This is a genomic window from Photorhabdus sp. P32 (assembly GCF_038085095.1).
Lineage (GTDB): Bacteria > Pseudomonadota > Gammaproteobacteria > Enterobacterales > Enterobacteriaceae > Photorhabdus > Photorhabdus luminescens.
Genome location: NZ_JAZGJN010000281.1, coordinates 1 through 25,756, shown reverse-complemented (window position 1 = coordinate 25,756; position 25,756 = coordinate 1). Strand labels below are relative to the sequence as shown.

The 25,756-nt window shown below is 42.8% G+C and carries 21 protein-coding genes and 1 pseudogene; 8 read left to right on the top strand and 14 right to left on the bottom strand.

Annotated features, from left to right (window positions below; all coding sequences use genetic code 11):
- Nucleotides 1-89 precede the first annotated feature (89 nt).
- Both V2H77_RS16525 and V2H77_RS16520 read left to right on the top strand, forming a co-directional pair.
- Nucleotides 90-1,400, top strand: a complete 1,311-nt coding sequence (locus V2H77_RS16525; protein WP_265378755.1) for an inosine/guanosine kinase — start codon at nucleotides 90-92, stop codon at nucleotides 1,398-1,400.
- 1,051 nt (nucleotides 1,401-2,451) lie between these two features.
- On the top strand, nucleotides 2,452-3,063 hold the full coding sequence (locus tag V2H77_RS16520; protein ID WP_341499679.1) for a LysE family translocator: 612 nt from the start codon (nucleotides 2,452-2,454) through the stop codon (nucleotides 3,061-3,063).
- A gap of 428 nt (nucleotides 3,064-3,491) precedes the next feature.
- On the opposite strand, the gene ybaL is transcribed toward V2H77_RS16520, so the two are convergent.
- Nucleotides 3,492-5,198 carry a YbaL family putative K(+) efflux transporter gene (gene ybaL / locus V2H77_RS16510; protein WP_341499678.1) on the bottom strand — a complete coding sequence of 569 codons (1,707 nt, stop codon included), beginning with the start codon at nucleotides 5,196-5,198 and terminating at the stop codon, nucleotides 3,492-3,494.
- A 241-nt stretch (nucleotides 5,199-5,439) separates the two neighbouring features.
- Nucleotides 5,440-6,657 carry an MFS transporter gene (locus tag V2H77_RS16505; protein WP_341499677.1) on the bottom strand — a complete coding sequence of 406 codons (1,218 nt, stop codon included), beginning with the start codon at nucleotides 6,655-6,657 and terminating at the stop codon, nucleotides 5,440-5,442.
- Between the two features lie 265 nt (nucleotides 6,658-6,922).
- On the opposite strand from V2H77_RS16505, the gene ushA reads away from it, so the two are divergent.
- The gene (gene ushA, locus V2H77_RS16500) at nucleotides 6,923-8,581 is read left to right on the top strand and encodes a bifunctional UDP-sugar hydrolase/5'-nucleotidase UshA (protein ID WP_265378759.1); all 1,659 of its coding nucleotides are present in this window, start codon (nucleotides 6,923-6,925) and stop codon (nucleotides 8,579-8,581) included.
- Nucleotides 8,582-8,642: 61 nt separating this feature from the next.
- On the opposite strand, the gene ybaK is transcribed toward ushA, so the two are convergent.
- Nucleotides 8,643-9,119, bottom strand: coding sequence for a Cys-tRNA(Pro)/Cys-tRNA(Cys) deacylase YbaK (ybaK, locus tag V2H77_RS16495; protein ID WP_341499676.1), 477 nt, complete (start codon nucleotides 9,117-9,119; stop codon nucleotides 8,643-8,645).
- A 195-nt stretch (nucleotides 9,120-9,314) separates the two neighbouring features.
- Nucleotides 9,315-10,127 (bottom strand): TraB/GumN family protein, encoded by an 813-nt coding sequence (locus tag V2H77_RS16490; protein WP_341499675.1) that lies wholly within the window; start codon nucleotides 10,125-10,127, stop codon nucleotides 9,315-9,317.
- A gap of 305 nt (nucleotides 10,128-10,432) precedes the next feature.
- Between V2H77_RS16490 and V2H77_RS16485 the strand changes: the two genes are divergently transcribed.
- A complete protein-coding gene (locus V2H77_RS16485; RefSeq protein ID WP_265378762.1) occupies nucleotides 10,433-10,750 on the top strand; it encodes a type II toxin-antitoxin system PrlF family antitoxin in 318 nt (105 codons plus the stop codon).
- Nucleotides 10,750-11,199, top strand: coding sequence for a type II toxin-antitoxin system YhaV family toxin (locus V2H77_RS16480; protein ID WP_265378763.1), 450 nt, complete (start codon nucleotides 10,750-10,752; stop codon nucleotides 11,197-11,199). Before V2H77_RS16485 ends, V2H77_RS16480 begins: the two co-directional genes overlap by 1 nt.
- A 100-nt stretch (nucleotides 11,200-11,299) precedes the next feature.
- On the opposite strand, the gene copA is transcribed toward V2H77_RS16480, so the two are convergent.
- Complete coding sequence (gene copA, locus V2H77_RS16475) at nucleotides 11,300-14,047, bottom strand: copper-exporting P-type ATPase CopA (RefSeq protein WP_341499674.1); 2,748 nt, start codon at nucleotides 14,045-14,047, stop codon at nucleotides 11,300-11,302.
- A 142-nt stretch (nucleotides 14,048-14,189) separates the two neighbouring features.
- On the opposite strand from copA, the gene cueR reads away from it, so the two are divergent.
- Nucleotides 14,190-14,591 (top strand): Cu(I)-responsive transcriptional regulator, encoded by a 402-nt coding sequence (gene cueR, locus V2H77_RS16470; RefSeq protein WP_341499673.1) that lies wholly within the window; start codon nucleotides 14,190-14,192, stop codon nucleotides 14,589-14,591.
- On the opposite strand, the gene V2H77_RS16465 is transcribed toward cueR, so the two are convergent.
- The 5 genes from V2H77_RS16465 to tesA form a co-directional block, all read right to left on the bottom strand.
- Nucleotides 14,585-15,040: an NfeD family protein gene (locus V2H77_RS16465; protein ID WP_341499672.1), complete on the bottom strand. Its 456-nt coding sequence runs from the start codon at nucleotides 15,038-15,040 to the stop codon at nucleotides 14,585-14,587. The two genes, cueR and V2H77_RS16465, sit on opposite strands and share 7 nt — an antisense overlap.
- 2 nt (nucleotides 15,041-15,042) lie before the next feature.
- Nucleotides 15,043-15,963, bottom strand: a complete 921-nt coding sequence (locus V2H77_RS16460; RefSeq protein WP_036775200.1) for an SPFH domain-containing protein — start codon at nucleotides 15,961-15,963, stop codon at nucleotides 15,043-15,045.
- Between the two features lie 24 nt (nucleotides 15,964-15,987).
- Nucleotides 15,988-16,845, bottom strand: a complete 858-nt coding sequence (locus V2H77_RS16455; protein WP_265512717.1) for a co-chaperone YbbN — start codon at nucleotides 16,843-16,845, stop codon at nucleotides 15,988-15,990.
- 68 nt (nucleotides 16,846-16,913) lie between these two features.
- Complete coding sequence (locus tag V2H77_RS16450) at nucleotides 16,914-17,699, bottom strand: SDR family oxidoreductase (RefSeq protein WP_341499671.1); 786 nt, start codon at nucleotides 17,697-17,699, stop codon at nucleotides 16,914-16,916.
- Between the two features lie 50 nt (nucleotides 17,700-17,749).
- Complete coding sequence (tesA, locus tag V2H77_RS16445; protein ID WP_341499715.1) at nucleotides 17,750-18,382, bottom strand: multifunctional acyl-CoA thioesterase I/protease I/lysophospholipase L1; 633 nt, start codon at nucleotides 18,380-18,382, stop codon at nucleotides 17,750-17,752.
- Here tesA and ybbA point away from each other — a divergent pair.
- Both ybbA and ybbP read left to right on the top strand, forming a co-directional pair.
- Nucleotides 18,353-19,039 (top strand): putative ABC transporter ATP-binding protein YbbA, encoded by a 687-nt coding sequence (gene ybbA / locus V2H77_RS16440; protein WP_341499670.1) that lies wholly within the window; start codon nucleotides 18,353-18,355, stop codon nucleotides 19,037-19,039. The genes tesA and ybbA overlap by 30 nt on opposite strands.
- Nucleotides 19,036-21,468 carry a putative ABC transporter permease subunit YbbP gene (gene ybbP, locus V2H77_RS16435; protein ID WP_341499669.1) on the top strand — a complete coding sequence of 811 codons (2,433 nt, stop codon included), beginning with the start codon at nucleotides 19,036-19,038 and terminating at the stop codon, nucleotides 21,466-21,468. Before ybbA ends, ybbP begins: the two co-directional genes overlap by 4 nt.
- 77 nt (nucleotides 21,469-21,545) lie before the next feature.
- Here the strand turns inward: ybbP and V2H77_RS16430 are convergent, their stop codons facing one another.
- From V2H77_RS16430 to V2H77_RS16415, 4 genes and pseudogenes are all read right to left on the bottom strand, one after another.
- On the bottom strand, nucleotides 21,546-22,601 hold the full coding sequence (locus tag V2H77_RS16430; RefSeq protein ID WP_341499668.1) for an LLM class flavin-dependent oxidoreductase: 1,056 nt from the start codon (nucleotides 22,599-22,601) through the stop codon (nucleotides 21,546-21,548).
- 65 nt (nucleotides 22,602-22,666) lie between these two features.
- On the bottom strand, nucleotides 22,667-23,941 hold the full coding sequence (locus tag V2H77_RS16425) for an MFS transporter (RefSeq protein WP_341499667.1): 1,275 nt from the start codon (nucleotides 23,939-23,941) through the stop codon (nucleotides 22,667-22,669).
- A gap of 56 nt (nucleotides 23,942-23,997) precedes the next feature.
- Nucleotides 23,998-24,885 (bottom strand): outer membrane protein OmpK, encoded by an 888-nt coding sequence (locus tag V2H77_RS16420; RefSeq protein WP_341499666.1) that lies wholly within the window; start codon nucleotides 24,883-24,885, stop codon nucleotides 23,998-24,000.
- A gap of 639 nt (nucleotides 24,886-25,524) precedes the next feature.
- Nucleotides 25,525-25,731 (bottom strand): annotated as a pseudogene (locus V2H77_RS16415) (transposase); the annotation flags it as partial.
- Nucleotides 25,732-25,756: the final 25 nt, after the last annotated feature.

Below are 25,756 nucleotides of genomic sequence, written 5' to 3'. Positions count from 1 at the left end.
GGCAGTAAATGTCGTGGTGACATTTGCTGCCTGTCAGTTTTTATTGTGCTAATATGCGGCATCTTTTGGCGTCATAGCATCAATCAAAAATGAAATTCCCTGGTAAACGTAAATCAAAACACTATTTTCCCGTCAGTCTGCGTGATCCTTTACTCCAACCAATTAAAGAGATGATGGACGGTGAAAATAACCGAGCTTATATCGTTGGTATCGATCAGATATTAGTAGATATTGAAGCGAAAGTAGATGAGGATTTTATCCAGCGCTATAACCTCAGCCAAGGGCATTCATTAGTTATTGAAGATGATGTGGCTGAAACCCTGTATAAAGAACTTACTGATAATAATCTTATTAGCCATGAATTTGCTGGCGGCACTATTGGTAATACTTTACATAATTACTCGGTTCTTGCCGATGATCGTTCCGTTTTACTGGGTACTATGTGTAATAATATTCAGATTGGCAGCTATGCTTACCGTTACTTATGTAACACGTCTAGCCGTACTGATCTGAACTATTTACAAGGTGTGGATGGTGCAATTGGCCGCTGTTTTACGCTAGTAACGGAAAATGGCGAGAGGACTTTTGCCATCAGTCCTGGGCAAATGAATCAACTTAAACCGGAAAGTATTCCTGAGAAGATTATTGCTGAAGCTTCTGCTTTGGTATTGACCGCTTACTTGGTTCGTTGTAAACCGGGAGAACCCATGCCGGAAGCAACTATGAAAGCCATCGAATATGCGAAAAAGCATAGTGTACCTGTCGTTCTGACACTGGGGACAAAATATGTTATTGCCGATGATCCACAATGGTGGCGTGATTTTCTAGTTGAGAATATTTCTGTTTTGGCAATGAATGAAGATGAAGCTTATGAGCTTACTGGTTTCAGTGATCCCCTATTGGCTTCCAATATGGCGCTGGATTGGGTTGATTTAGTTCTGTGTACCGCTGGTCCGGCTGGATTATATATGGCAGGTTATACGGAAAAAGATTACACACGTCAGACAACCCATCCATTGTTGCCGGGAGCTATTGCTGAATTTAACCGTTATGAGTTCAGCCGCGCTATGCGTAAATCTGATTGCCGAATCCCGATGAAAGTTTATTCCCATATTGAACCTTATATGGGGGGGCCGGAAAAAATCATGAATACCAATGGGGCAGGCGATGGTGCTTTATCTGCTTTATTGCATGATATAACGGCCAACAATCACCATAGAATGAATGTGCCTAATTCCAGTAAACACATCCGTACATATCTGACATATTCATCACTTGCTCAAGTGTGTAAATATGCTAATAGAGTTAGCTATCAGGTACTGAGTCAGCATTCCCCACGATTAAGCCGTGGTTTGCCTGAAAAGGAAGATAGTTTGGAAGAATCTTACTGGGAACGATAATTCTAAAATTTTGGCGCCGTATAAATTAATACGGTGCTTGAAATTTAGATATAAGATCATTGATTAAGATTGTAAATGGTAGTTTGGGTTAATCTTGTTAAAAGTAATTGTTTTTCGTTGAATTTATAAAATCCAAAGTATTTCGTGATTGTTTATATATTTGTTTAAATAAATTCACATAATATGTATAAATATTCTGGAGTAGAATATTTATATCACTAAAATAGCAATAATATGCAAATAGAATTCTCTGTATTTTTTTATATTTAAATTATCCTTTTGTTTTATATATAAAAATCCAACATGATGGCGCATTGCTAATATAGCTAGATGTCGTTAAAGTTACCAACCCATCCTATGCCGATTTAATTATTTCTCTAATTTTTATATTTATTTTATGGGGGAGAAGATAAAGTATGAATTTGAACTAGAATCACAATTTTTAAAAATCTTGAAACTGATTTTCCAATTGTTGATTCTACTAATTATAATCAAGATGATTGGTTAGAAAACATTCCTTCATTAGTAATATGTTGAAATGATATTGGATGTGTATTGAAATGATATTCTTTATATATTAAAAAGATATTGATCATATATAGAAATGATATTAGTTATATATGGATTATAGCTGCTATATTTTAGGAATATTCCCCAGATTGATACGGAATTTCATATCTTTTGTATAGTATTGATATATAAATTAATGTTTTATGATGCTAATTTAGATAGAAAGGTATTGGCGATAATTGATAACTTAGAAGGATCATTTAGCGAAATACTTTTTATTTTCTGTAATTATTTTATTTTGTTGCCTATATTAGGAAAGATTTTTTGTATCTTTTATTACTGAATTGGAGTTATTAAGATTACTAACATTTAGAGAAAAAACAAAGTTAATAGCTATTAAGTGAAAGTAATGGTATTTAATGACCGTGACTTATTATTATCAATTTAAAGAGAGGGAGGAGCATGATGAAATTTTTTACTGAAAATTTCCTATTATATTTCAAATAATTAACTATTATGCATAACAGCCATTGAGGATACTATGAATAGTTACTACGATTATATAAGAATTGCCAGTATGGTGAGTATGGTCTTAATTATGCCAGGACCAACAAATACTCTTTTGGTATCATCTGGATATTCACATGGTTTTATTAGTACACTCAGGCTGATATTAGCTGAGGCATTTGGTTATATAGCAGCAATTAGTTTGTGGGGATTATTTTTATCTACAGCCTCGCAAACTTTTGTGTGGTCACTAGTCGCCTTAAAAGTTTGCGCTTCGACATATATTGCTTATCTTGCCTTTAAAGTGTGGCATTTCTCATTAGATAAAGACGGAGCGAAAGTCCATTTTAACACGGTATTATTTACCACTCTGTTGAATCCTAAGGCTTTTGTGTTTGCTACATATGCATTTCCTCTTACTGCATTTACTTTGTGGTCGGAATACATTCCATGCATGACAGTTTTTGTCTGTGCATTATTACCTATTTCCTTGATTTGGGTGGGGGTTGGGAAAATGTTATATATAGGAAAATTGGGAAGAGGGGGATTAAAACCTGATTTGTTTTATCGTCTTGCTTCTTTAGTGTTATGCGTTTTCTCAGTCTCGATGTTTTACACGTCAATGAGAGGTGTTTTATATCTTTGACGTAATGAGATGTTTAATATTGCAACCTTCCGATTGATTGGCTTTTTCATTTTAGGCTAATAGTGGTTGAAGGTAGCTGAGATTGTGTAGAGTATCTCTATTTTAGCTGGGTAAATACCATGATCATGTTAAGTAATGCAAAAAATTCTATGCATGGTATTTACCCTCCCTAATTAATAAAAAACATTTACCTCAATGAGTTATTGAGTCTTGTTTTGAATGGGCTAAGGATTAATTGATAATCCGATTGATTTTTATTGTACAGAATTGAGTAGACCGAGACTTTAGCTAAAAGTTTTTCCCCTTTGAACCGCCCTTATCACTGGTATTTAAAGTGATAAGGGCGGTTCAGTGGTTCACTATAGGATAGAAGGGAAAGCCCTACTCGGTAATGAATAGGGAATTACTCCGTCAATAGTCGCGTTTTCTCAAAGTAATGGCGAAAAGGGCGACGCGGGGGGAGGCTCAGTTGGATAGCCTTGTTCACTGTTGGCTAATACACTTGCCATTGTTTTGGCAATTTCACGCTCGCCAATAATGACGTGGCTAGCCCCACGCTCTGTGATATAGGTAACTTCATCGTCATAGTCAGCTCGGACAATAATATTAATATCTGGGCGCGCCTCTCTTGCACTAGCAACAATCTCACCTGCTTCATAGCCATTAGGAATGGTCAGTAGAAGGGAGCAGGCGCAATCCAAGCGTGCCAGTGACATAATATCTTTGCTGGCGGCGTTGCCCATGACTGCGCTGATACCTTTTTCACCAAGTTCCTCAAATTTGGCTCTGGTGTTTTCAATAACAACCAGAGGGATCTCTTTTTCCTGCAAGCGTTGGCATAGCAAGCTGCCGATACGTCCGTAGCCGACAACGATAGAGTGACCGCAGATATCGACAGGAATTTGCGTCTCTTCCTCCAGCGTTTCTTCCAGTAACTGTTCCTCAATAGTTTCTGTTTTTTCCAGATAGCGATCCAACAGGCTAAATAGAACTGGGTTTAGCATGATGGAAACAATCGCGCCAGCCAGAACAAGGTTACGGGCATTGGCATCAAGCAGGCCAAGCGCAACGCCAAGACCGGCCAAAATAAAGGCAAATTCACCGATTTGCGCCAAACTGACTGAAATTGTCAACGCGGTCCGGCGTGAGTGGCCGAACATCTTTACGAGTAACATTGCAGCAGCGGACTTACCAATAATAATGATTGCCAACGTTGCCAGTATCGATAGGGGCTGTTGAATGAGGACCATTGGGTCGAACAGCATGCCGACAGAAACGAAGAACAATACGGCGAAAGCATCTCTGAGCGGCAGCGTATCCTGGGCGGCACGGTGGCTGAGTTCTGATTCGTTTAATACCATACCGGCGAAGAACGCCCCTAGTGCGAATGAGGCATCAAACAGAGCAACGGCACCATAAGCGATACCCAAGGCGATAACCAGCACAGCGAGGGTAAATAGTTCTCTGGAGCCGGTACTCGCGGTTTTTGCCAATACCCACGGGATTAGACGGCGGCCAACAACAATCATCAGCAGGATAAAAGCGATAACTTTGCCGACGGTCATGGCGAGTTCCATAATTAACTGCCCGATATTGGCTTCTTTATTACCAAGAATACCGGCAGCCGCAGGCAGTAATACCAGAGTCAGCACCATCGCCAGATCTTCGACAATCAGCCAGCCAATAGCTATTTGACCTCGTTGGCTATCGATCAGTTGACGCTCTTCTAGCGCTCGTAACAGGACAACGGTACTGGCGGTTGATAGACAGAGGCCAAAGACGATACCGCTAAATAATTCCCAACCCAATATTGTTGATAGCCCTACTCCGAATAGAGTTGCGACCAATATTTGTGCAATAGCGCCGGGGATAGCGATGGATTTTACTGCTAGCAGATCTTTGAGTGAAAAATGCAGTCCGACACCAAACATCAATAAGATGACACCAATTTCTGCCAGTTCGGGGGCCAGTGATGCATCAGCGACAAAACCAGGAGTGAAAGGACCAGCGAGTACTCCCGCAGTAAGATAACCAACCAACGGTGAGATTTTCAGGCGTTGTGCCAGCATACCAAGCAGATAAGCGATAAAGAACCCGCCAACGATAGTGGTGATAAGTGGTGTCGAGTGCTCCATTAAAACTCCTTCTTGCTAAGGCTATTAAATAGCAGAGTGAAGAGGTAGGTGTAACGGTATTTTATAGATAATTCGAGGTAAATTCGCTAAAAAAATGAGTAAAACATCAAAAAATATGGATTGAAAGGATTAAATTACCCGTAACAGGTATTTTCGTTGCTCTGTTTGAATATTTATGAGGTAAATAAGCACTATTCCCACATAAAAATTAACTTCTATGTGGGGTTGCATGGTGATTTTTCTAGTTCTTATCTTCTATATTAGGTAATAAAGCGGTAAATATGCCAAGTAACGGCAGAAAAGCACAAATCTGATAAACCAGTTCAATACTTGTTCTGTCTGCAATATCGCCAAGTACCGCTGCGCCAATACCTCCCATACCAAAAGCCAGCCCGAAAAACAGGCCGGATACCATCCCGGTTTTACCTGGAATAAGTTCCTGAGCGTATACCAGGATTGCAGAGAACGCAGATGCCAGAATCACACCAATAATCACTGATAGAATACTTGTCCAGTAAAGAGAAGCGTAAGGCAGAACTAATGTAAAAGGTGCAACGCCGAGGATAGATATCCAGATAACATACTTTCTGCCGATCCTATCTCCAAGCGGTCCGCCAATAATGGTTCCTGCTGCCACTGCGAATAAAAAAATAAACAGATGAAACTGAGCGCTTTGTACGGAAATGCCAAATTTGTGTATTAAGTAAAAAGTATAATAGCTACTGATACTGGTGAGATAAAAATATTTAGAAAATATTAAGATTAGCAAAATAACCAAGGAACCTATCACGGCTTTTCTTGATAAAACTTTGACGGCAAGGTCAGTTTTAGCTTGATTTTTCTTGATGTAATTCTGAGCCTTATACCACTTACTGATCTGTAGCAGCACGATGATACCGAGTAATGCTGCTAGGGAGAACCAGCCAACGTTGCCTCTGCCATAGGGCGCAATGAGCACAGCAGCTAATAAAGGTCCAAGGGAGCTGCCAAAATTACCGCCAACTTGAAAAAGAGATTGGGCTAATCCGTGGCGGCCGCCGGATGCCATACGTGCTACGCGCGAAGATTCCGGGTGGAATACCGAAGAGCCTGTTCCAATTAATGCAGATGCTAATAGAATTAACGGGAAATTGTTGGCATAGGCCAGCAGTAATAGACCGGACAAAGTGAAACTCATTCCAATAGGTAATGAATAGGGCTGTGGATGTTTATCAGTGTAGAGACCTATCAGTGGTTGTAATAAAGAGGCAGTAATCTGATAGGTTAGCGTGATCATACCGATTTGCACGAAACTGAGATTGAATTCTAATTGTAGTAAAGGATAAATCGCCAGAATCAGCGATTGGATCATATCGTTCAATAAGTGTGAAATACTGATTGCGCCAAGAATAGTAAAAACGGTATTCCTGGTTTTTCTTGTGTGAGATGGGACTGTAGTAGTATTGCTCTGTTCACTCATATTCGCAGCCAACTTATCTTAATCATATCGCCAATATATTGGTTATTCGTTGAATTTTAATACATATTAGTCAGAGAGTTGATTTTTTACTATCTTGGATATAGTTTTATAGTACACTCGTAAACACGAAATAAAACATGTTCGATATCTAATAACTGCATAACATACATAACCTATCTCAAGAAATGATCAATTTATCCCGCCTTGTTGGCTTTTAAAGCTGTTTTTGCATGGCAATTCACTAAAAAAAGCATGGAGATATACCATGAAACTCTCGTTCAAGACCTCAGCTTGTGCTTTGGTTGTATCTGTAGCATTACTTCCAGCAATCGCAAATGCATGGGAGAAAGACAAAACCTATGACATTACTATTTTGCACACTAATGACCATCATGGTCATTTTTGGCATAACGATTATGGCGAGTATGGCTTAGCTGCTCAAAAAACGGTAGTTGATGAAATCCGTCAAGAGGTCGTGAAAAAAGGTGGTAGTGTGTTACTGCTTTCCGGCGGAGATATTAATACCGGTGTGCCAGAATCTGATTTGCAAAATGCCGAACCTGATTTTAAGGGCATGAATTTGGTGGGTTATGATGCAATGGCATTGGGTAACCATGAGTTTGATAATCCTCTATCAATACTGCGTCAACAAGAAAAATGGGCGAATTTTCCATTTCTGTCGGCCAATATTTACCAGACCAGCACCGGCAAACGTTTGTTCAAGCCTTATACTATTTTCGATGAACAAGGCGTGAAAATTGCGGTTATTGGCCTGACGACTGATGATACGGCGAAAATTGGTAACCCGGCTAATTTTCCTGATGTTGAATTTCGTGTTCCTGCGAAAGAAGCCAAAATGGTGGTTGAAGAACTTAAGAGAGATGAAAAGCCAGATGTGATTATTGCCGCAACCCATATGGGACACTATGACGATGGTAATCATGGTTCTAATGCGCCGGGTGATGTTGAAATGGCTCGCAGTTTGCCTGCGGGCTATCTGGATATGATTGTCGGTGGTCACTCACAAGATCCGGTCTGTATGTCTGCGGAAAATAAAAATTATAAGCAGATCGATTATGTACCGGGAACGCCATGTTCACCGGATCGCCAGAACGGTACCTGGATTGTCCAGGCTCATGAGTGGGGGAAATATGTTGGTCGAGCTGATTTTCAATTTCGTAATGGTGAATTAAAGCTAACTCACTATCAGTTGATCCCCATTAACCTCAAAAAGAAAATACAGAAGGGAGATGGTTCTACTGAGCGCGTTTACTATACTCACGGAATTGCCCAAGACCCGGAAATGATGCGGTTATTGACGCCATATCAGGATAGAGGTGATAAACAGCTTAATGTAAAAGTGGGGTCTATTGAGGGTAAATTGGAAGGGGATCGCAGCAAAGTTCGTTTTGTTCAGACTAATATGGCCCATGTTGTCCTTTCTGCCATGATGGAACGTACTGACGCTGATTTCGCGATTATGAGTGGCGGCGGCATTCGCGATTCAATTGAATCAGGCGATATCACTTATAAAGATGTATTGAAAGTGCATCCATTTGCCAACTCATTGGTTTACGTTGATATGAAAGGCAGCGAAATTGAACAATATCTGGCGGCGATTGCTAATATGAAGGTGGACTCTGGTGCTTATGCACAGTTTGTGAATGTTAGCCTGATTGCTGATGGTAAAGGTGTTAAAGAGGTAAAAATTGGTGGAAAACCACTAGAGCCAAATAAAACTTACCGTATGGCAATGCTTGACTTTAACGCTATCGGTGGGGATGGTTATCCACGTGTTGATAATTATCCAACTTATGTTAATACCGGTTTTGTTGATGCAGAAGTTTTAAAGGATTATATCGAGAAGCATTCACCACTGAAAGCGGCTGATTATGAGCCAAAGGGTGAAATTATTTATCAATAATCCCTGACGGAAAGATAAATCGGAAGGGCTGCAATTTTGGCAGCCCTTTTTGGGTAATAGTTTAAACTTTTGCGATATCAGCGAAGTTGCTTTTTACTAACCCACAGAGATCAGACGGCGCCAATTCAATATCTAACCCTCGTTTACCACCAGAGATAAATATAGTTGGGAACTGTTGCGCTTGATTATCAATAACCGTTGGCAAGAGTTTTTTCTGTCCTAACGGGCTGATCCCGCCGACGAGATATCCTGTCACTTTCTGGGCGATTTTGGGATCAGCCATCTCTGCCTTTTTGACTTTAAAAACTTTGGCGATCTTTTTTAAGTCCAGTTCACCTGAAACGGGGGTGACGGCTACCACCAAATTTTTAGCCTCGCCATTAAGTGCAACCAGCAAAGTTTTGAATACTTGCTTGGCATTGAGTCTTAATTTCTTCACTGCTTCATCACCAAAGTTATGCTCATTTGTGTCGTGTTCATAGGTATGAAGAGTAAAGGTGACTTTCTGTTTCTCTAACAAAATGATCGCAGGTGTCATAATTTCATTACATAGGATGATTTTGTAATTAAGGATAAAGGATGAAATGGAATGATGGAATTGATAATCTGACTACGGCTCTGTTGCTTGTATACAAACAGGTAATATCCCGAACTAAGAATAACGAAAATGACAGGTTATTCCTCTTTGACGGGCCAATATTATTATAGCAGTATATGTAATATTGGCCTTTTTTTAATCCTGCCCTTCTGCCAGCATCTGGGGCAAATTCCCTTCACCGTATAGATGCAAAACGCCAACAGCAACGAGGTATCGACCGGCAGGTAATTCTCGTAAGCGCTTATTCCATTGCTTATTACGTTCAGTCATCAATAGTTGGTATATCTCTTTACTGAAAGTGGTTGGTAAAGCATGTTCTTGTTGTTCAGGTTGGTAATCCATCCACCAACTGATCATTGTTTGTAAAGCGCGGGCATTTGCGTGCCAATGAGTTAATGTATCTTCCAGTAGCGGCAGGCCGTTATTGGGAATTTGATTAAGTAAATTAATTTGTGATTCAGTCCCTTCTAGTTCAATAATCGTTTTCCCTTGAGCTTTGGCTGCATTCAGGAGCTGATAATCAATACCGTAGTGGGGATGCAATCCAAGATTTTGTGCTTGTCCAGCTTGTAAGATTAAGGCGATTTGCCATGAGGGTAATAAATTGAGGAATTCTTCCTGTTGTTGTATTTCATTGCAACAGTCCTGAAAATTCTGGTACATCTCAGGAGATAAACGTTGTTCGATACGGTGATATGATTGAAACTCATCATGAAATGGGGAGTCTGCCTGAGTAATATCTGCTTCCACGATTAAGGTATCGGATTGATTAAGCTGTTCTATCAATATTTCTGAAAGTGGGAACATATTCTGCGTCCCCATATGAATACTGCCTACCAGATGCAAATGTCTATCGCCTGCTAGTGTAATATCGTGAGCGGGATAGGGATAACGGTGGAAAGAATTGATTCCCAATATATTAGTAAGGTGTTTAATCAGTCGTCCCATTTGTGCTCCGGTTTAGCATTTGTATTTTTAAGGCGGCTATCTCAGGCTAATATTATAGCTGTACTTCTGCTGTACCTTTATTTATTTCCATAGAATGTTCCTTTACTACTATCAGTATACAAGGAGATTTTTTTTGCTCCTTCCATTTACCTTGCTAGCCTTTTAGCAACTATCACAGTCTTTTGGTATAGAGAGTCAGTAGATTGGTGTTCACCGTTAAAGTGAAATAAACCTAAACTAGATTATCTTGACGATGTAAGGATTATTCCTTACACTTTGATGAAAGTGATAATTGGAGATTTGTTATGACATCTATCTATGAATTTGCAACATTGACTTCCAAAGGTCAGATAACGATACCTAAGTCTATCCGTCAGGCATTAGGTATTGGTACAGGTAGTAAGTTGGCCTTTGAGTTGTGTAATGGTGAGATAGTCGTGACCTGTGTAGGAATTGAGCATGAAGATCCTGTCATTGGGGCATTCCTTGATCTATTGTCTGAGGATATTCAGGTTGGGCACCATGTGAGTGGTTTACCTAAAGAATTGGAAGAGGCTATGCAGTACAATGCTGGTCACGCTATCGATCTGAGTGAAAATATTGACGGAGATGTTGTGATTTGATGCAAAGACATGGATGGACACTGCTATATCACTCATGTGTGATACAACAGCTTCAGAAGCTGCATGATGCAGTAAAAAGGGCCGAGCAGAGTGACCCACACGGGTTCGAGAGCAACTCTAGTGTCAAGCTGTTTCGGGCGTTGAGCAAATTGATTCTGGATGTGGTACCAAGTGATCCTTCTCGGGACGAGTATCGGCAAGGTAACACCTTAGGAGAAGCCTATCGCCACTGGCGACGAGCTAAGATTGGTCGAAGGTTCCGCTTGTTCTTCCGTTATGATTCTAGGGCTAGGATCATTGTGTATGCTTGGGTCAACGATGAGGAGACCTTGCGTTCGGAAGGTAGTAAGTCCGATCCCTATTCGGTCTTCGAGAAGATGCTAGGAAGAGGAAATCCGCCCGATAGTTGGGCTGCGTTGATCGCAGCCAGCCGGCATAAGTGGTTATAACTGAAGTAATTTGTCCGCGAATTGGCGATGGATGATGGGGTAAAAGTGTAAAGAGTACAGGGATGACAAATTTTTACAATTTACCCCAATATCGCTAAAGCTAACTCATTTTCGTGGTTTTAGGCTTAAACCTTAGTAATCGATTAGCATTACTCACTACCGTAATTGAAGAGAGCGCCATTGCTGCACCTGCTACCACCGGATCTAACAGGGTTCCGGTAAAGGGATAGAGCACACCGGCTGCAATGGGAATCCCCAACGAGTTGTAGATAAATGCGCCCAATAGGTTCTGTTTCATATTGCGTAGAGTGCCTTTGGACAGTTCAACCGCATCGGCCACACCGTGTAGACTGTGGCGCATCAGTGTTATTGCGGCGGTTTCAATGGCGATATCACTGCCGCCTCCCATTGCAATGCCCACATCAGCCTGCGCTAGGGCAGGAGCATCGTTAATACCATCCCCCACCATAGCAACCTTGCGACCTGCTGCTTGCAGTTTCTGAATCGCCTCAGCTTTGCCATCAGGCAATACACCCGCAATCACTTGATCAATACCTGCTTCTTTTGCAATCGCATTGGCAGTCACCGGGTTGTCACCGGTTAGCATCACTAAACGGTAACCTTGGTGATGTAATCGTTTCAATGCAGTAATCGTATCTTCACGTAGTGGGTCACGAATTGACAGCACTGCCGCAACTTTCCCTCCTGCGGCCAGAATAACTGGTGTGATGCCTTGTTCTGCTTGTTGCGCAATCAGTGGTTTTAATTCCTGCGTATCAACTTGATTTTGTTCTAGCCATGCTTGATTACCTAGCAACAGTGTTGTGCCATTCACTTCACCACTAATACCGAGTCCAGCTAGAGTGCGGAATTGTTCAACTTGTGGCAACGTCAGTCCTGCGGTTTTGGCAAGAATGGCTTTAGCCAATGGATGGTTAGAACCTTGTTCCAGTGCGCCAGCCCAACGTAAAGCCTCTTGTTCACTATACCCATTGAAAGTATGGATATCAGTCACTTGAGGCATACCTTCCGTCAGCGTACCGGTTTTATCGAAAACAATGGTATCCAATGTGCTAGCTTGTTGCAGTGCATCAGCGTCCCGAACCAGTACCCCAAATTCTGCCGCTCGGCCGACACCAGAGATAATTGACATAGGGGTTGCCAACCCAAGGGCACAGGGGCAGGCAATAATCAATACGGTAGTAATAATGACCAATGAATACATGATTTGTGGCGCTGGCCCCACTAAATACCAAATAGCACCGGCAATCAGGGCAATGGCGACAACAACGGGAACAAATACGGCGGAAATTTTATCTGCTAACTGACCAATTTCGGGCTTACTACTTTGTGCCTGACGGACCAGTTTAATAATTCGAGCTAATGTTGTCTGACTGCCAACTGCGGCAGCAGTAAACAGCACGGTACCGTCTTGCGCCGTCGTACCGGCATGAATGTTATCGCCTTTGGATTTTTGTTGTGGAATTGGCTCACCGGTGAGCATTGCCTCATCTATCCAAACTTCACCTTGAATGATTTCACCATCAACGGGAACGCGATCACCAGTTGTCAGACGTAACGTCATGCCGGGTTTGACATCCGCCAGTCGCATCTCTTTTTCACCATCTTCTGTCACCACACGGGCAGTCGGTGGTGTCAGATCTAGCAAACGCTCCAGTGCTTTTGAAGAACGCTGACGGGCACGCTGTTCCAGAGCATGGCCTAGGTTGATCAGACCAATAATCATCGCGCTGGCTTCATAATAGAGATGACGGGCTGGTGGTGGAAAAACATCTGGCCATAGGTTGACACTAATGGAGTAAAGCCAGGCTGCTCCTGTTCCCAGTGCCACTAATGTGTCCATTGTGGCACTGCCGTTTTTTAGGCTTTGCCATGCACTGCGATAGAAGTGACCACCGGCAAAAATCATCACCGCCAGCGTGATAACGCCGATAGTCAGCCAGATAGTATGGTTTTCAGGTGTGAGCATCATATTATCGCCGATCATGCCCCACACCATCACGGGAATACCGACGACCAAGGCTAATGCTGACTGCCAACGAAAACGACGCATATTAGCGTCGGAAACTTGTTGCTGGCGTTCACGCCGCTCTGTTTCGTCCTGAATTAGTTCCGCGCCATACCCAGCTTTTTCTACTGCTTTAATCAATGCCTCCGGTGAGGCATTGCCGGTAATTAAAGCGCTGCGTTCAGCAAGATTCACTCTGGCATTTTCCACGCCAGCAACACCTTGTAATGCTTTCTGAACTTTATTTACGCAACTGGCACAAGTCATGCCGTCCAACAACAACTGGATGCTCTCATTGCTATCACTCACAACGGAAGCGTCAGTTTTTTCAACCGGAACAGAAGAGGTTGCCGCTGCCAAAGGTTCCGGTCTGTTTGAGGCAGATAATGTCAGCGGCTCAGATTTTGGGCAGTTTTGACCAGAAGTCAGTTTTGCGTGGTAACCCGCTTGCTCAACGGCGGCAATTAGAGTATCAACATCGGCTTTACCGTAAACTTTAGCCGTTTCAGTATTCACATCTGCGGCGATAACACCTTCTACGGCTTCCAGCGCTTTACGTGTCGTACCTGCACAATGCATGCAACTCAAGCCAGAGAGTGTCAGTTCAACATCAGGCTGGTTGGCGATTATCGCGTCGTAACCGGCTGCTTTAATTGTTTCAATTAATGATTCAGCAGAGGCTTCGCCGGTTATTTTGGCATAATCAATAGTAATATCTGCCTGTTCCACATCTGTACGATCGTCTAGCGCTTTTTTCACACGATTAACACAGTGCATACAGGAAAGCCCCTGTAAGGCTAAAATAGTTGTGTATGACATAAAAAAACTCCTAACACATAGTGATGTAATTATTCTTCACAGCTGTGTGATAATTGGTGATGAATATCTACACAGTTCAAGTGAGTTTCTGACTTGTTGCGAAGGTTAAACCTTCCCGCAAGGGTAAGGTCAAGGGGAAAAAATGAACATCAGTGAGATTGCCCAAAAAACCGGTCTTACCAGCAAAGCTATCCGGTTTTATGAAGAAAAAGATCTGATTACACCGCCGGAAAGGGGAGATAACGGCTACCGTTATTATCAGCAGAAACATATTGATGAACTAACGCTGTTGCGTCAGGCAAAACAGGTCGGTTTTACACTTGACGAATGCCGTGAATTCTTAGTGTTATTTCGCAACCCTAATCGTCACAGCGCTGATGTAAAAGCGGCAACATTGCATAAAGCGGCTGAAATAGAAAAGGCGATTGAAGAGTTGCAGAAAATGAGAAGTAAATTGTTATCTTTGGCGGAAGAGTGCCCTGGAGATGATGGGGCGGCCTGCCCCATCATAGATCATTTATCAGGTTGTTGCTCTCATCACTGAGAACTGACTGGCTTTACTTTTAGGGTGATGCCATCAACAGCGATCACTTCTACTTCGGTATTGGCGGGTAGTTCACTATCACAGTGAACCCGCCAGCTTCCATCAGCCAGTTTGATCCGGCTGTAGCCATTTTCGGTATCAGTAATCAGCTTGGCCCGAATACCGATGAGTTGGTGATCTTTCTGGTTTAGAGCATCGCTGCCTTTTGATGGGCGGCGACGTAACCAGTAGCGCCATAGCATTGCAGAAAGCAGCGTCAGAGTGGCAAACAAAACGCCTTGCCATTCCCAATCTATTCCTGGTAACAGCCAGGTGACAAACGCAACAACGATAGCGGCTATCCCCGTCCATAACAGATAGCCGCCGGTTCCCAGAAGCTCTGCAATTAACAGTAAGCCGCCAAAAGAGAACCAGAGCCAGGGTGTTTGAGCCGCAATCTGTGCAATCATGGTTATTTACCTTTTTTGCTTTCGCCAATCAATTCAGTAATACCGCCAATCGCACCCATCAGATTGCTTGCTTCCAGAGGCATCATAATGACTTTGCTGTTATCGGAGGCGCCAATACTGGTCAGTGCATCCGTATATTTCTGGGCAACAAAGTAGTTAATTGCCTGCATGTTACCGTCAGCAATCGCATCGGACACCATTTTGGTTGCGCGAGCTTCTGCTTCGGCGGCACGTTCACGTGCTTCTGCCTGGAGAAATGCCGATTGACGTTCCCCTTCTGCTTTCAGAATTTGAGACTGTTTTTCGCCTTCTGCTTTCAGAATAGCTGCCTGACGGATACCTTCCGCTTCCAGAATATCAGCACGTTTTGTACGTTCTGCTTTCATCTGGGCGTTCATGGCAGAGATCAACTCTTTTGGTGGACGCACGTCACGGATTTCAATACGGGTAATTTTCACCCCCCACGGGTTAGTGGCTTCATCAACAATATGCAATAGACGACTGTTGATAGAATCACGCTGTGACAGCATTTCATCCAGTTCCATTGAACCTAAAACGGTACGGAAGTTGGTCATTGTCAGATTGATGATAGAGAGTTCAAGGTTGCTGACTTCATAAGCAGCCCGAACAGGATCGACAACCTGAATGAAGCAGACTGCATCAATGGTAACATTGGCGTTATCGCGGGAAATCACCTCCTGTGAAGGAATATCCAACACTTGTTCCATCATATTAATTTTACGGCCAATGCGATCGATAAAAGGGACGATAATATGCAAACCCGGTAATAAAGTTCGGGTATAACGGCCGAAACGTTCTACCGTCCATTGATAGCCTTGCGGCACTGTTTTTACGCAAGTAAAGACAATAACCACGGCAATGAAGATCAGAATAGGTACGGCACCAAAAGCGAATAAATCCATAACAATTCCTTACAATTAAATAAATCAGTAAAGCAGAGAATAAACCTGGCGACGGTATTTCGAAGCCAGAGTATTACTGGTCCCCATTGCAGACATAATATCCATCATAGTTTTCCGTACTGCGCCGTTGGCAGCAGAAAGGTCCTTTTTCAGGAAGCTGAGTAATAATTCCAGAGCTTCTTCATTACGGCTAACTTCGTGCAGTTTTAGCGCGAGCTTAACAGCCAGCTCTGCATTTTCCGGTTGAATGGCGAACTCTTGTTGCAATTGTTGGATCTCTGGTGTATCCGCCGCTTGCTTTTGTAACTCAATTTGAGCCAGTAAACTGTGATAATGAGTATCTTGATCCTGTAATGGAATAACACTCAGAATTTCCTGGGCTTCTGCTATATTATTGAGCATAATTTGCACTTCGGTCAACATAAGTGCAATTCCACTGTTTTTGGGGGCTAATTGCCAGGCTTCTTTCAATAGTGGTAATGCTTCCTGATGTTTTCCTTCGGCGATAAGCTCCTCAGCCTGAGCGGCTTTCAACTCCTCCGGCTTCGGTAATACACGAGCAAGCATCTCTCTAATAACGTTTTCAGGTTGTGGCCCTTGAAAGCCATCTACAGGTTGACCTTGTTGCATAATATAAACCGTAGGAATGGCGCGTAAGCCAAACTGTGCAGCGACCATTTGCTCTTTATCGCAATCCACTTTTGCCAATATGAATTGATTTGCATATTCGGCTGCCAGTTTATCCAGCGTTATGCCTAATTCCTGACAATGAGGGCTACGTTCAGACCAAAAATAAAATAAAACTGGCACAGTCATAGACTGCTCAACGGTTTGATGCAGGTTGCTTTCGTTAACATTAATTCCAATAGAAGTTGGTAACATATAATTAGTCTCTTAAATTTGGTTGTCGCAGGGTATGATTAAATAGATTGAGGTTATTTTCTTAACTTTCAAGTTGTACCACTCTGTTTACTCAGTATTTTATCCATTACTCTTCCTGGCAAAATCCGGCGCATAATAGTGACGGCGTGGGTTATCCAAGTTACTGGATAACGTAATTTGGGGTTCGGGCTTTCCAGAGCATGAATCAGTTTGCGCACAACGGCTTCGGGGGTTAGGGTAAAATGGCGGGCGATCCTAGGGTTTTTGACCGGTTTATCGCTTTGCGTTTGATTCACGTTTTCTGTAAAACGTGTTTTTATCGGGCCAGGGACAATCAGACAAGCTTTAATTCCTGTTCCGGCTAATTCCATTCTCAACGCATCTGACCATGCTTCCAAAGCATATTTACTGGCTGAGTAAGCACCGCGGCCTGGGGTTGAAATCAATCCCATAACTGAACTGGTTTGGATAATACGGCCTTCACCATGAAGTTGCATTGCAGGAAGTAATAAGCAGGTAAGTTGATGTGTGCCAAATAGATTAGTAGAGAATTGTCGTTCCAGTTGTTCACGACTGATAGTATTGAGCGGGCCATAAATACCAAATCCGCCATTATTAAACAGTCCGTAAAGGCGGCCATTGGTTAGCCTGATGACCTCGGCGGCGGCGCGTTCAACACTCATTTTGTCATCAAGATCCAATTCGATAGGTTCCAGTCCTAACTCGCGCATATGCTGTAGATCTGCGGGTTTCCGGCAGGCTGCTAATACTCGGTAGCCCCGCTGATGTAGTGTTTTGGCCGCCACCAGACCAATTCCACTGGAACAGCCTGTGATAAGAACTGACTTTTGCATAACTTTACCTGCTTATAGACATCAATTTGTTGAAACTAATAGTTTACTACTTAAGAATAATTAAGATGTGCTGATAGTGTGTCAGACATCCAATCGGCGATAAATGGTTGGGCTGCCAGATTAGGATGTAATCCATCTTGTTGCACCCATTCCGGTTTAATAGCGACTTGCTCCATATAAAACGGCAGCAGGGGAATTTGATTATGTTCTGCCAGTTTGGGGTAAATCTTGGCAAAAGATTCGGTATAACGGCGTCCATAATTTGGCGGCAGACGGATCTGCATCAATAAAGGCTGAATATTGGCTTGTTTCACTAAAGTAATAATCTGTTGCAGATCTTGTTCTGTTTGTTGTGGGGGAAAACCGCGTAGTCCATCGTTGGCGCCCAGTTCTATCAGTACCCAACGGGGTTTATGTTGTTTAAGTAGTTCAGGTAGCCGCTCAAGGCCCTGAGCAGCGGTGTTACCGCTAATACTACCGTTGATGACCGTGATTTTATTACCGGATTTCCGCCACTTTTTTTCCATCAAAGCAGGCCATGACTGCTCAACAGGCAAATGGTAACCGGCACTAAGGCTATCACCGAGAATCAGAAGGGTATCAGCCGCAGTCGCTCTGGCGCCAAATAGCATCACTAATAGAAGGAAAAGTAAATGGTAACGGGGAGTATTCTTGAAGTTCAGCATCTTAGTAAGCACGTTGGTCAGGGAGAAAATAAGATCACTATATTGCAGGGAGTCGAGTTGGTTGTCGAGCCTGCACAGACTATTGCTTTGGTGGGAGAATCGGGTTCGGGTAAATCCACATTGCTTGGCATTATTGCCGGGTTAGATGATGGCAGTGACGGCGAAGTGCGGCTGTTGGGGCATAATTTAAGCCAGATGAATGAAGAGCAGCGAGCGCAACTACGGGCTGAAAATGTCGGTTTTGTCTTTCAGTCATTTATGTTAATTCCGACGTTAAATGCATTGGAGAATGTCCAACTTCCTGCTTTATTACGTGGCGAATCTGAAAATAATAGCAGGAAACAGGCGGTTGAATTGCTTGAACAACTGGGATTGGGGAAACGTTTGAAACATATGCCGGCGCAACTTTCTGGCGGTGAACAACAGAGAGTAGCATTGGCACGGGCATTCAGCAGCCAGCCTAAAATTCTGTTTGCTGATGAGCCAACAGGCAATCTGGATCGACAAACCGGTGATCGTATTGCTGATTTACTGTTTTCTCTAAATCGTGATTATGCCACAACATTAATTCTGGTCACTCATGACAGTCGACTAGCTGCCCGTTGTCAACGTTGTTTGCGGTTGATTGATGGCAAATTGAGGGAAGAAAGATGATTTGGCGTTGGTTTTGGCGCGAATGGCGTACTCCTGCTTTACTGATCGTCTGGATATCTCTTACCTTGGCGGTAGCTTGTGTGCTGGCTTTAGGAAGGATAAGCGATCGCATTGATCAAAGTGTGCATTACCAAAGTCGGGATTTTCTGGCGGGGGATTTAGTCCTGCGTGCTGCTTATCCGGTAGACAATGAGTGGTTACAGCAGGCGAAAAAAATGGGATTAAAATTGAGTCGCCAGCTCTCTTTCACCACCATGACTTATGCCGGGGATATTCCGCAACTTGCTAATGTAAAAGCGGCGGACCATAACTATCCATTGTATGGGGAGCTGGAAACCCATCCGCCGGGTTTGAAAGCGGAAAAAGGCGCCGTGCTGGTCGCGCCTCGTTTGCTTGAATTGTTGAAAATCAAAGTGGGGGATAATCTCGATGTGGGTGATACCACACTTAAGGTGAGCGGAGAATTAATTCAGGAACCTGATAGTGGTTTCAATCCCTTTCAGATTGCACCAAGGATTTTGATTAATCTTGATGATGCGCAATCTACCGGGGCGATTCAGCCTGGCAGTCGTCTGACTTATCGTTATATGTTTTCGGGTGATAAAGAAACGGTTTATCAGTATCAGCAGCTTATTGATCCCCAACTTAAAGCGGATCAGCGCTGGTATACCTTAAAACAGGATAGTGGGGCGCTGGCAAAATCTATTGAAAGGGCACAGCAATTCTTGTTGTTATCGGCTTTGCTGACATTATTACTCGCTGTCGCCGCGGTAGCGGTATCAATGACTCACTACTGCCGTAGCCGCCATGATTTGATTGCTGTGCTTAAAACACTTGGCGCGGGGCGTTGGACGTTGCGTAAATGGGTGATTGGGCAATGGCTAGTGATATTGATTGCGGCGGCGCTGGTGGGGTCGTTTCTGGGATTGATGTTTGAATATCTGCTTGTGCAGATTCTGGCGCCTATGTTGCCGAAAACATTACCCGCAGCAGGATTCTGGCCGTGGATCTGGGCGTTAGGCGCGTTATCTATTATCGCCTTACTGGTGGGAATCCGTCCGTACAAGCAGTTAATGGCAACCCAACCATCACGGGTGTTGCGTGATGATGTTATCGCACCTGTCTGGCCGTTGCGCTATTACCTGCCGTTAGCGGTATTGGTAGTCATTAGCGGACTGAGTCTGTTGGTTGGAACCAAGCCTATGTTATGGGCGTTACTGGCTGGTATGGTGATGGTTGCGCTATTACTGGCGGTGTTTGGTTGGGGAGGATTGTGGTTATTACGTCATCTGAAACTTCGTCAACTCAGTTTTCGCCTGGCGGTTAATCGATTACTGCGACAGCCGTTTCAGACAGTGGCTCAATTGTCGGCTTTCTCTTTATCATTCATGTTATTTGCTTTGTTGCTGGTGGTTCGAGGAGACTTGCTTGACCGTTGGCAGCAGCAATTGCCGCCAGACAGTCCAAACTATTTTTTGATTAATATGACTGGACAGCAAATTCCACAAGTAGAACATTTGCTGGCTCAATATCAGGTTAAACCTTCGGCATTCTATCCCGTGGTACTGGCTCGCTTGACGGAAATTAATGGTCAGTCAGCCATTGCGTGGGCAGAGGCCAGAGAATCGGATAGCAACACGGTACAGCGGGAATTGAACCTGACATGGAAAGAGGAATTACCCCCATTTAATACCCTGATGGAGGGCCATTGGCCGCCAAAAGCAGATGAGGTTTCTATTGAGCAGGGTCTTGCAGAGCGTTTAGCAATTAAAATCGGCGATAAGCTAACATTTAGTGGCGATACGCAGCAATTCAGCGCCAGAGTTAGCAGTATTCGGCTGGTGGATTGGGAAAGTTTGCGGCCAAATTTCTTGTTTATTTTCCCGAAACAAGCGTTAGAGAATCAGCAGCAAACTTGGCTGACCAGTTTCCATTATGAGGGAGACGGTCGCCTGCTGGCGGATCTTAATCGTCAGTTTCCAACCTTGAGCCTGCTTGATACCGGCACGATGATTAAGCAAATTCAGGGTATTTTGCAACAGGTAAGTAAGGCATTGGAAGTCATGGTGGGGTTGGTCATGGTCTGTGGCGCATTACTGTTATTGGCGCAGGTTCAGGTCGGGATGTATCAACGGCAACTTGAACTGGTGGTTTACCGTACCTTGGGAGCCAGTAAGCAGTTACTACGTCGTACACTTTGGTATGAATTTGCTTTGCTTGGGTTAATGGCGGGTTTTACTGCGGCACTTGGCGCTGAAGTTGCGCTTTGGTTATTGCAGACCAAGGTATTTGATTTTCCGTGGCAACCAGAATGGCAGATGTGGCTGTTACTACCAATAATTGGCAGCTTGTTACTTTCATTGTGTGGGAGTTGGTTGGGGATACGATTGTTGCGAGGGACGGGATTGTACCGGCGAGTTCAGGGTTAAGCAGACGTTCAGGGAATGGGTAAGCTCGTCGAAATGTGGCGAGCCCATTCCCAGGTTTATTGGCTGATTATTGTTATTTAGGTAAATTCTGCCCTAATTTGTGGCAAGATTTTCTCACCGAAAGTGGTTAACCCCTTAATATAATCAGGGAAGATCAACATAACCCCATCCAGTTCGCATTCATGCAATAAATCTGACAATTGTTTGCGGCATGTTTCCGGGTTGCCGATAGCTGTGTGGGTCATAAAAGCGTTTTGGGATCTTTCAACCATCGCATTGCTTTTTTCGCCAACATCAACGCCAAAACTGTGCATCATGCTTTTCACTGCGTCTATATCCAGACCATCACGATAGAACTCAGCCAGCGTTTCAGCTTCTTCATCTGTCTCAGCGCAAATAATCGTACACATACAAAAGGTTTTGGTGGTTGTGCCGTATTCGGCTGCAAGACGTTTAGCCATCAGACTGATTTGTCGCGTTTCTTCTTCATCTTTACCACCAATGAAACACACATCGGTGTTACGCACACTAAAACGCAGCCCACATTCTGACTGGCCGGCGCAGACTAAATAAGGGCGTGGAACGGAAACAGGTTTAGGTTCAGAAACACAATTCTTGAAATTAAAGTAATCTCCTTGATGATTAACCTGCTTCTCACTCCAAAGCCGTTTGATCAATTGAGTCCACTCTTCGGTCATTGCGTAACGTTGATCGTGATCTAAATTGCTATCCCATTCCCCCATCTGTTCAAATTCGTCTTTGAAGGAGCCAGAGACAATATTCAGCCCGGCGCGTCCATGACTAATTTGGTCCAGTGTCGCAATCATTTTGGCTGTCACGGCGGGATTATGCAGCCCGGCATGCATGGTTGCGATAAGCCGGGCATGATGAGTGACTTCGGCAATGCCAGCCATCATCGTAACCGATTCCAGCGAACAGCCCCAATGCTCCGTTGCGCCGCCAAAACCGCGCCATTTACTCATGGACATAATGAAATCCAAGCCAATTTGATCAGCCAGAATAGCCGCTTCACGGTTTTGCTGATAGGAAGCATCGAGTGGAGGGGTATTTTTAGAAATAATCCATCCACCTTTCGCTATGGGTAGAAATACACCGAATTCTTTCTTTGCCATATTAATTCCTTGTTTGCCTGTTATAAGTATAAGGAATGCCTTTTTAGGCTATTTTATTTTTAAATTTAGTTAAGCAAAGTGTTGTTGTCAGAATGTTTCTGCACTATTTGTAGTGGTGGTTGCATCATAAATGTGACGATCAGAATGGTAAACACTGGTACGGCAATAATGAGAAATGCCGGTGTAAAACTACCTGAGTAATCTTTAATGGCTCCCACCAGGAAAGGTGCGAAACATGCAATAGTGGAGATTAAATTCATCACTGAGAACAATTCCAGATAGGGCGTGCGGCCAAAATAATTGAACAGCAATATGCTGGATGCCAGAAAGGTCATGCCATAACCGATACCAATACACGCAGTGAACAGGATTAAAAATGTCCATGAGGTGGCGACGCTAAGTGCGATAAGGCCACAGATAATTATCGACAGACTGCCGATAAGCAATTTTTTGGGATCGAGCCATTCACCAACAGCGCCTCCTGCAAATCGTGAGAATGCATTGATAAACGCCAAGATACTGAGCGAAGAAGCTGCGACAGATTCACTGAATCCGTTTTCAGTAATATGGGCGACTGCAAAACTATTAACAGTTATCCCGCACAGTAAAAAAGAGGTATAAGCGGCTGCAATGGCATAAAATTGCCAGGTGTGCAGTGCTTGCCGGACATTCCATATTTCCTTGGTACGATAGATACTGGAAGGGAGCTGGTCTTGTTGGTTTTTGCTAATTCTTTCAGCGTGGGCGTTTTCCTTTTTACCTTCGCGCATAAATAAAATGGTTAATAAACTAATCAGGGTAAGTGATATCCCGGAAATTACCCAGTGCATACGCCAGTTTTCCCAAAATACTGTTGCCAGGAAATAGATCCACGGACCGACCACGCCCCCTAATCCGCCGATGGTGAAATAGATACCAAAAGCCAGCGATTGTTTTTTAAAAAGTCGGCTAATGACATAAGTACCGGGAACCGTAGCCATAAGACTAAAGCCGATGCCTAATAATGTGGTACCGGTAAAATAGGCCGCGATACTGTGAGTGTTGTAGAGGATGTAAAAGCCAGTAATAAAAGTGAGTGTACCGATCAGTAACGTGGCGCGGACACCTGTACGGCGAATAAACATTGCCGGAAGATAACTGGACAGTCCACATGACAGACCAAGTAACGTGAACCCCAGACCGGCATCAGTCCAACTCCAGTGTAATTCCTTGATCATGCTAGGCAACACAACGCCTAACGAGGTAAATGTGGTTGCGGTGACCAGAAAGTAAACCAAACCCAAAAGTATCAGTAGGAGCCACTGATAAGTACGTCCGAGGTGGTCATGTTGAGTGAGCATCTTGACTCCATCAGGATGAAAGGCCATCAAAAAATTTCTGATATTTTATTCAGATATCAGAAAAAACTGTACCGAATAGAGATCCCGTAGCTAAATTGATCGGTTCGGTAATAAGGTGTATCTCTTATTTTATATTTATTTTTTATTGGATTCAGAACAATGCCAATCCATAAATGACCGGGTTGATGACCAAGGGATTTTCCTAAATCATAATGCAACTCTGGTTTGAAATCGATAGTTTCAGGTTGTCCATGTAAACCTAATGTATAATCGAAAGTGCCGACAACTCGGAAATCACCCAAACGGTTATTGAAGGGAATTCCGTAGTCGATGTGGATTCGCTGATCATTCCAGCTTCCTTTGGCATTATTCTCAAAATAAAAAATTGTCCGTAACCAGCTAATCCAGCTAGCTTGCCAGTCAATACTGATACCGGGGAAATAGTCGTAATCTATCCCCTTGGTTTTCGCAACCCATTGGGCGAATAAAATATCTTTTACCGGCCCAAAAGAGAGGTCATTATCAGTGACTTTACTCAAACTTACTCTGGGGACAAATTTATAGTAGTAGGTACTTTTGTCACCTTGATAATCATTTTGCAGCGAGTTTTGCCAAATACTATAGACGTACATATCGCCGATACTGTAGTCGCCGAAAGCCTCTAAAATCGGTGAAATCGTTTTTTTGGGATCGACTCGATTTTCAAATTGCATATACAGGCTGGTATCAATAGATTGAAAGTTGACAAAATGACTGGCTTGAGCTTGATTGATTACCGGCAGCGATAATAGCATTGCAGGTAATCCGTTTTTCTTCAATCTGGTATCGAACCAACGCCAGACTATGGTCAGATAAGCGGTACAAGAAAATGGAAAAGAGCGCTTGGAAATGACAGAATGCGGTGGACAACTTTTTGTATTGCGGGTTTTTAAGGCAAGTAACACGAAGGTTCCCCTTCTCATACAGTATCGGGCTGATGGTAGCTAACATTGATCTAATGAGGTAGTTTTGTCAAAGGGAGATTTGGTTTTATTGATAAAGGAATAGAAAAATAAGATTGCTTTGACCTTAATTTATTTTTCCATGTTAGTAAGATATTGATTATTTAATTAGCACTAGATCTTTGCTTTAACTTTGTGTTGCGGATATGAAAGCGTATTGTTAATTAATTTGAGTTATAATTATCAGTTAATCTTATTATTTAATTGCCAGTGTGATTTATTCATAATAAAAATGAGATTGTAAATGAAATATTTTGTCTTATAATCGCTTGGTCGAATGTTTGATTATCATGTATTTTTAATTAAGTGAGAGAGATGCAAGATGAAGTAGTCTAATAGACTAAAAAAGTAGCTTTAGATTACAATTTTAGCTATATTTGATGATTGTCAATTTAATAGTAAAAAATCATCAACTTCATAAAAAACTTGATATAATTTGAAATCATAGGACAGAGAAGTTTATTATTTATCACTTGAATTTTCAATAAAGTCAATTATATGATAAATATTTTCTTCATAACTTAAGAAAATCTTGTTAACTAATTTAATAACTGGTAGATTCACATAATAAGTGCAACATCGTTAATCTGGAAGTAAACATGTTCGTATACCCTTAAATAATTCATTCGGGGTTTTCCCACCCCGTGTTTTTCGGGGACGATGATTTAATCGGTTTACCACAAAATTTATTTCCTGATCAGAGACTTCATTAAAATCAGTTCCCTTTGGAAAGTATTGTCTGATTAACCCATTGATATTCTCATTGATCCCTCTCTCCCAAGCCGAGTAGGATGGGCACAATCAAGTTCAGTTT

Bases quoted from the DNA above. Each gene is read 5' to 3' on its own strand.
- ybaK (WP_341499676.1), bottom strand. From the start codon at position 9,119: ATGACACCTGCGATCATTTTGTTAGAGAAACAGAAAGTCACCTTTACT.
- cueR (WP_341499673.1), top strand. From the start codon at position 14,190: ATGAACATCAGTGAGATTGCCCAAAAAACCGGTCTTACCAGCAAAGCT.
- V2H77_RS16465 (WP_341499672.1), bottom strand. From the start codon at position 15,040: ATGATTGCACAGATTGCGGCTCAAACACCCTGGCTCTGGTTCTCTTTT.
- V2H77_RS16425 (WP_341499667.1), bottom strand. From the start codon at position 23,941: ATGCTCACTCAACATGACCACCTCGGACGTACTTATCAGTGGCTCCTA.
- V2H77_RS16455 (WP_265512717.1), bottom strand. From the start codon at position 16,845: ATGTTACCAACTTCTATTGGAATTAATGTTAACGAAAGCAACCTGCAT.
- V2H77_RS16505 (WP_341499677.1), bottom strand. From the start codon at position 6,657: ATGAGTGAACAGAGCAATACTACTACAGTCCCATCTCACACAAGAAAA.
- ybaL (WP_341499678.1), bottom strand. From the start codon at position 5,198: ATGGAGCACTCGACACCACTTATCACCACTATCGTTGGCGGGTTCTTT.
- V2H77_RS16485 (WP_265378762.1), top strand. From the start codon at position 10,433: ATGACATCTATCTATGAATTTGCAACATTGACTTCCAAAGGTCAGATA.
- copA (WP_341499674.1), bottom strand. From the start codon at position 14,047: ATGTCATACACAACTATTTTAGCCTTACAGGGGCTTTCCTGTATGCAC.
- ybbA (WP_341499670.1), top strand. From the start codon at position 18,353: ATGGTAACGGGGAGTATTCTTGAAGTTCAGCATCTTAGTAAGCACGTT.
- V2H77_RS16520 (WP_341499679.1), top strand. From the start codon at position 2,452: ATGAATAGTTACTACGATTATATAAGAATTGCCAGTATGGTGAGTATG.
- V2H77_RS16430 (WP_341499668.1), bottom strand. From the start codon at position 22,601: ATGGCAAAGAAAGAATTCGGTGTATTTCTACCCATAGCGAAAGGTGGA.
- ushA (WP_265378759.1), top strand. From the start codon at position 6,923: ATGAAACTCTCGTTCAAGACCTCAGCTTGTGCTTTGGTTGTATCTGTA.
- V2H77_RS16460 (WP_036775200.1), bottom strand. From the start codon at position 15,963: ATGGATTTATTCGCTTTTGGTGCCGTACCTATTCTGATCTTCATTGCC.
- V2H77_RS16490 (WP_341499675.1), bottom strand. From the start codon at position 10,127: ATGGGACGACTGATTAAACACCTTACTAATATATTGGGAATCAATTCT.
- V2H77_RS16450 (WP_341499671.1), bottom strand. From the start codon at position 17,699: ATGCAAAAGTCAGTTCTTATCACAGGCTGTTCCAGTGGAATTGGTCTG.
- ybbP (WP_341499669.1), top strand. From the start codon at position 19,036: ATGATTTGGCGTTGGTTTTGGCGCGAATGGCGTACTCCTGCTTTACTG.
- V2H77_RS16480 (WP_265378763.1), top strand. From the start codon at position 10,750: ATGCAAAGACATGGATGGACACTGCTATATCACTCATGTGTGATACAA.
- V2H77_RS16525 (WP_265378755.1), top strand. From the start codon at position 90: ATGAAATTCCCTGGTAAACGTAAATCAAAACACTATTTTCCCGTCAGT.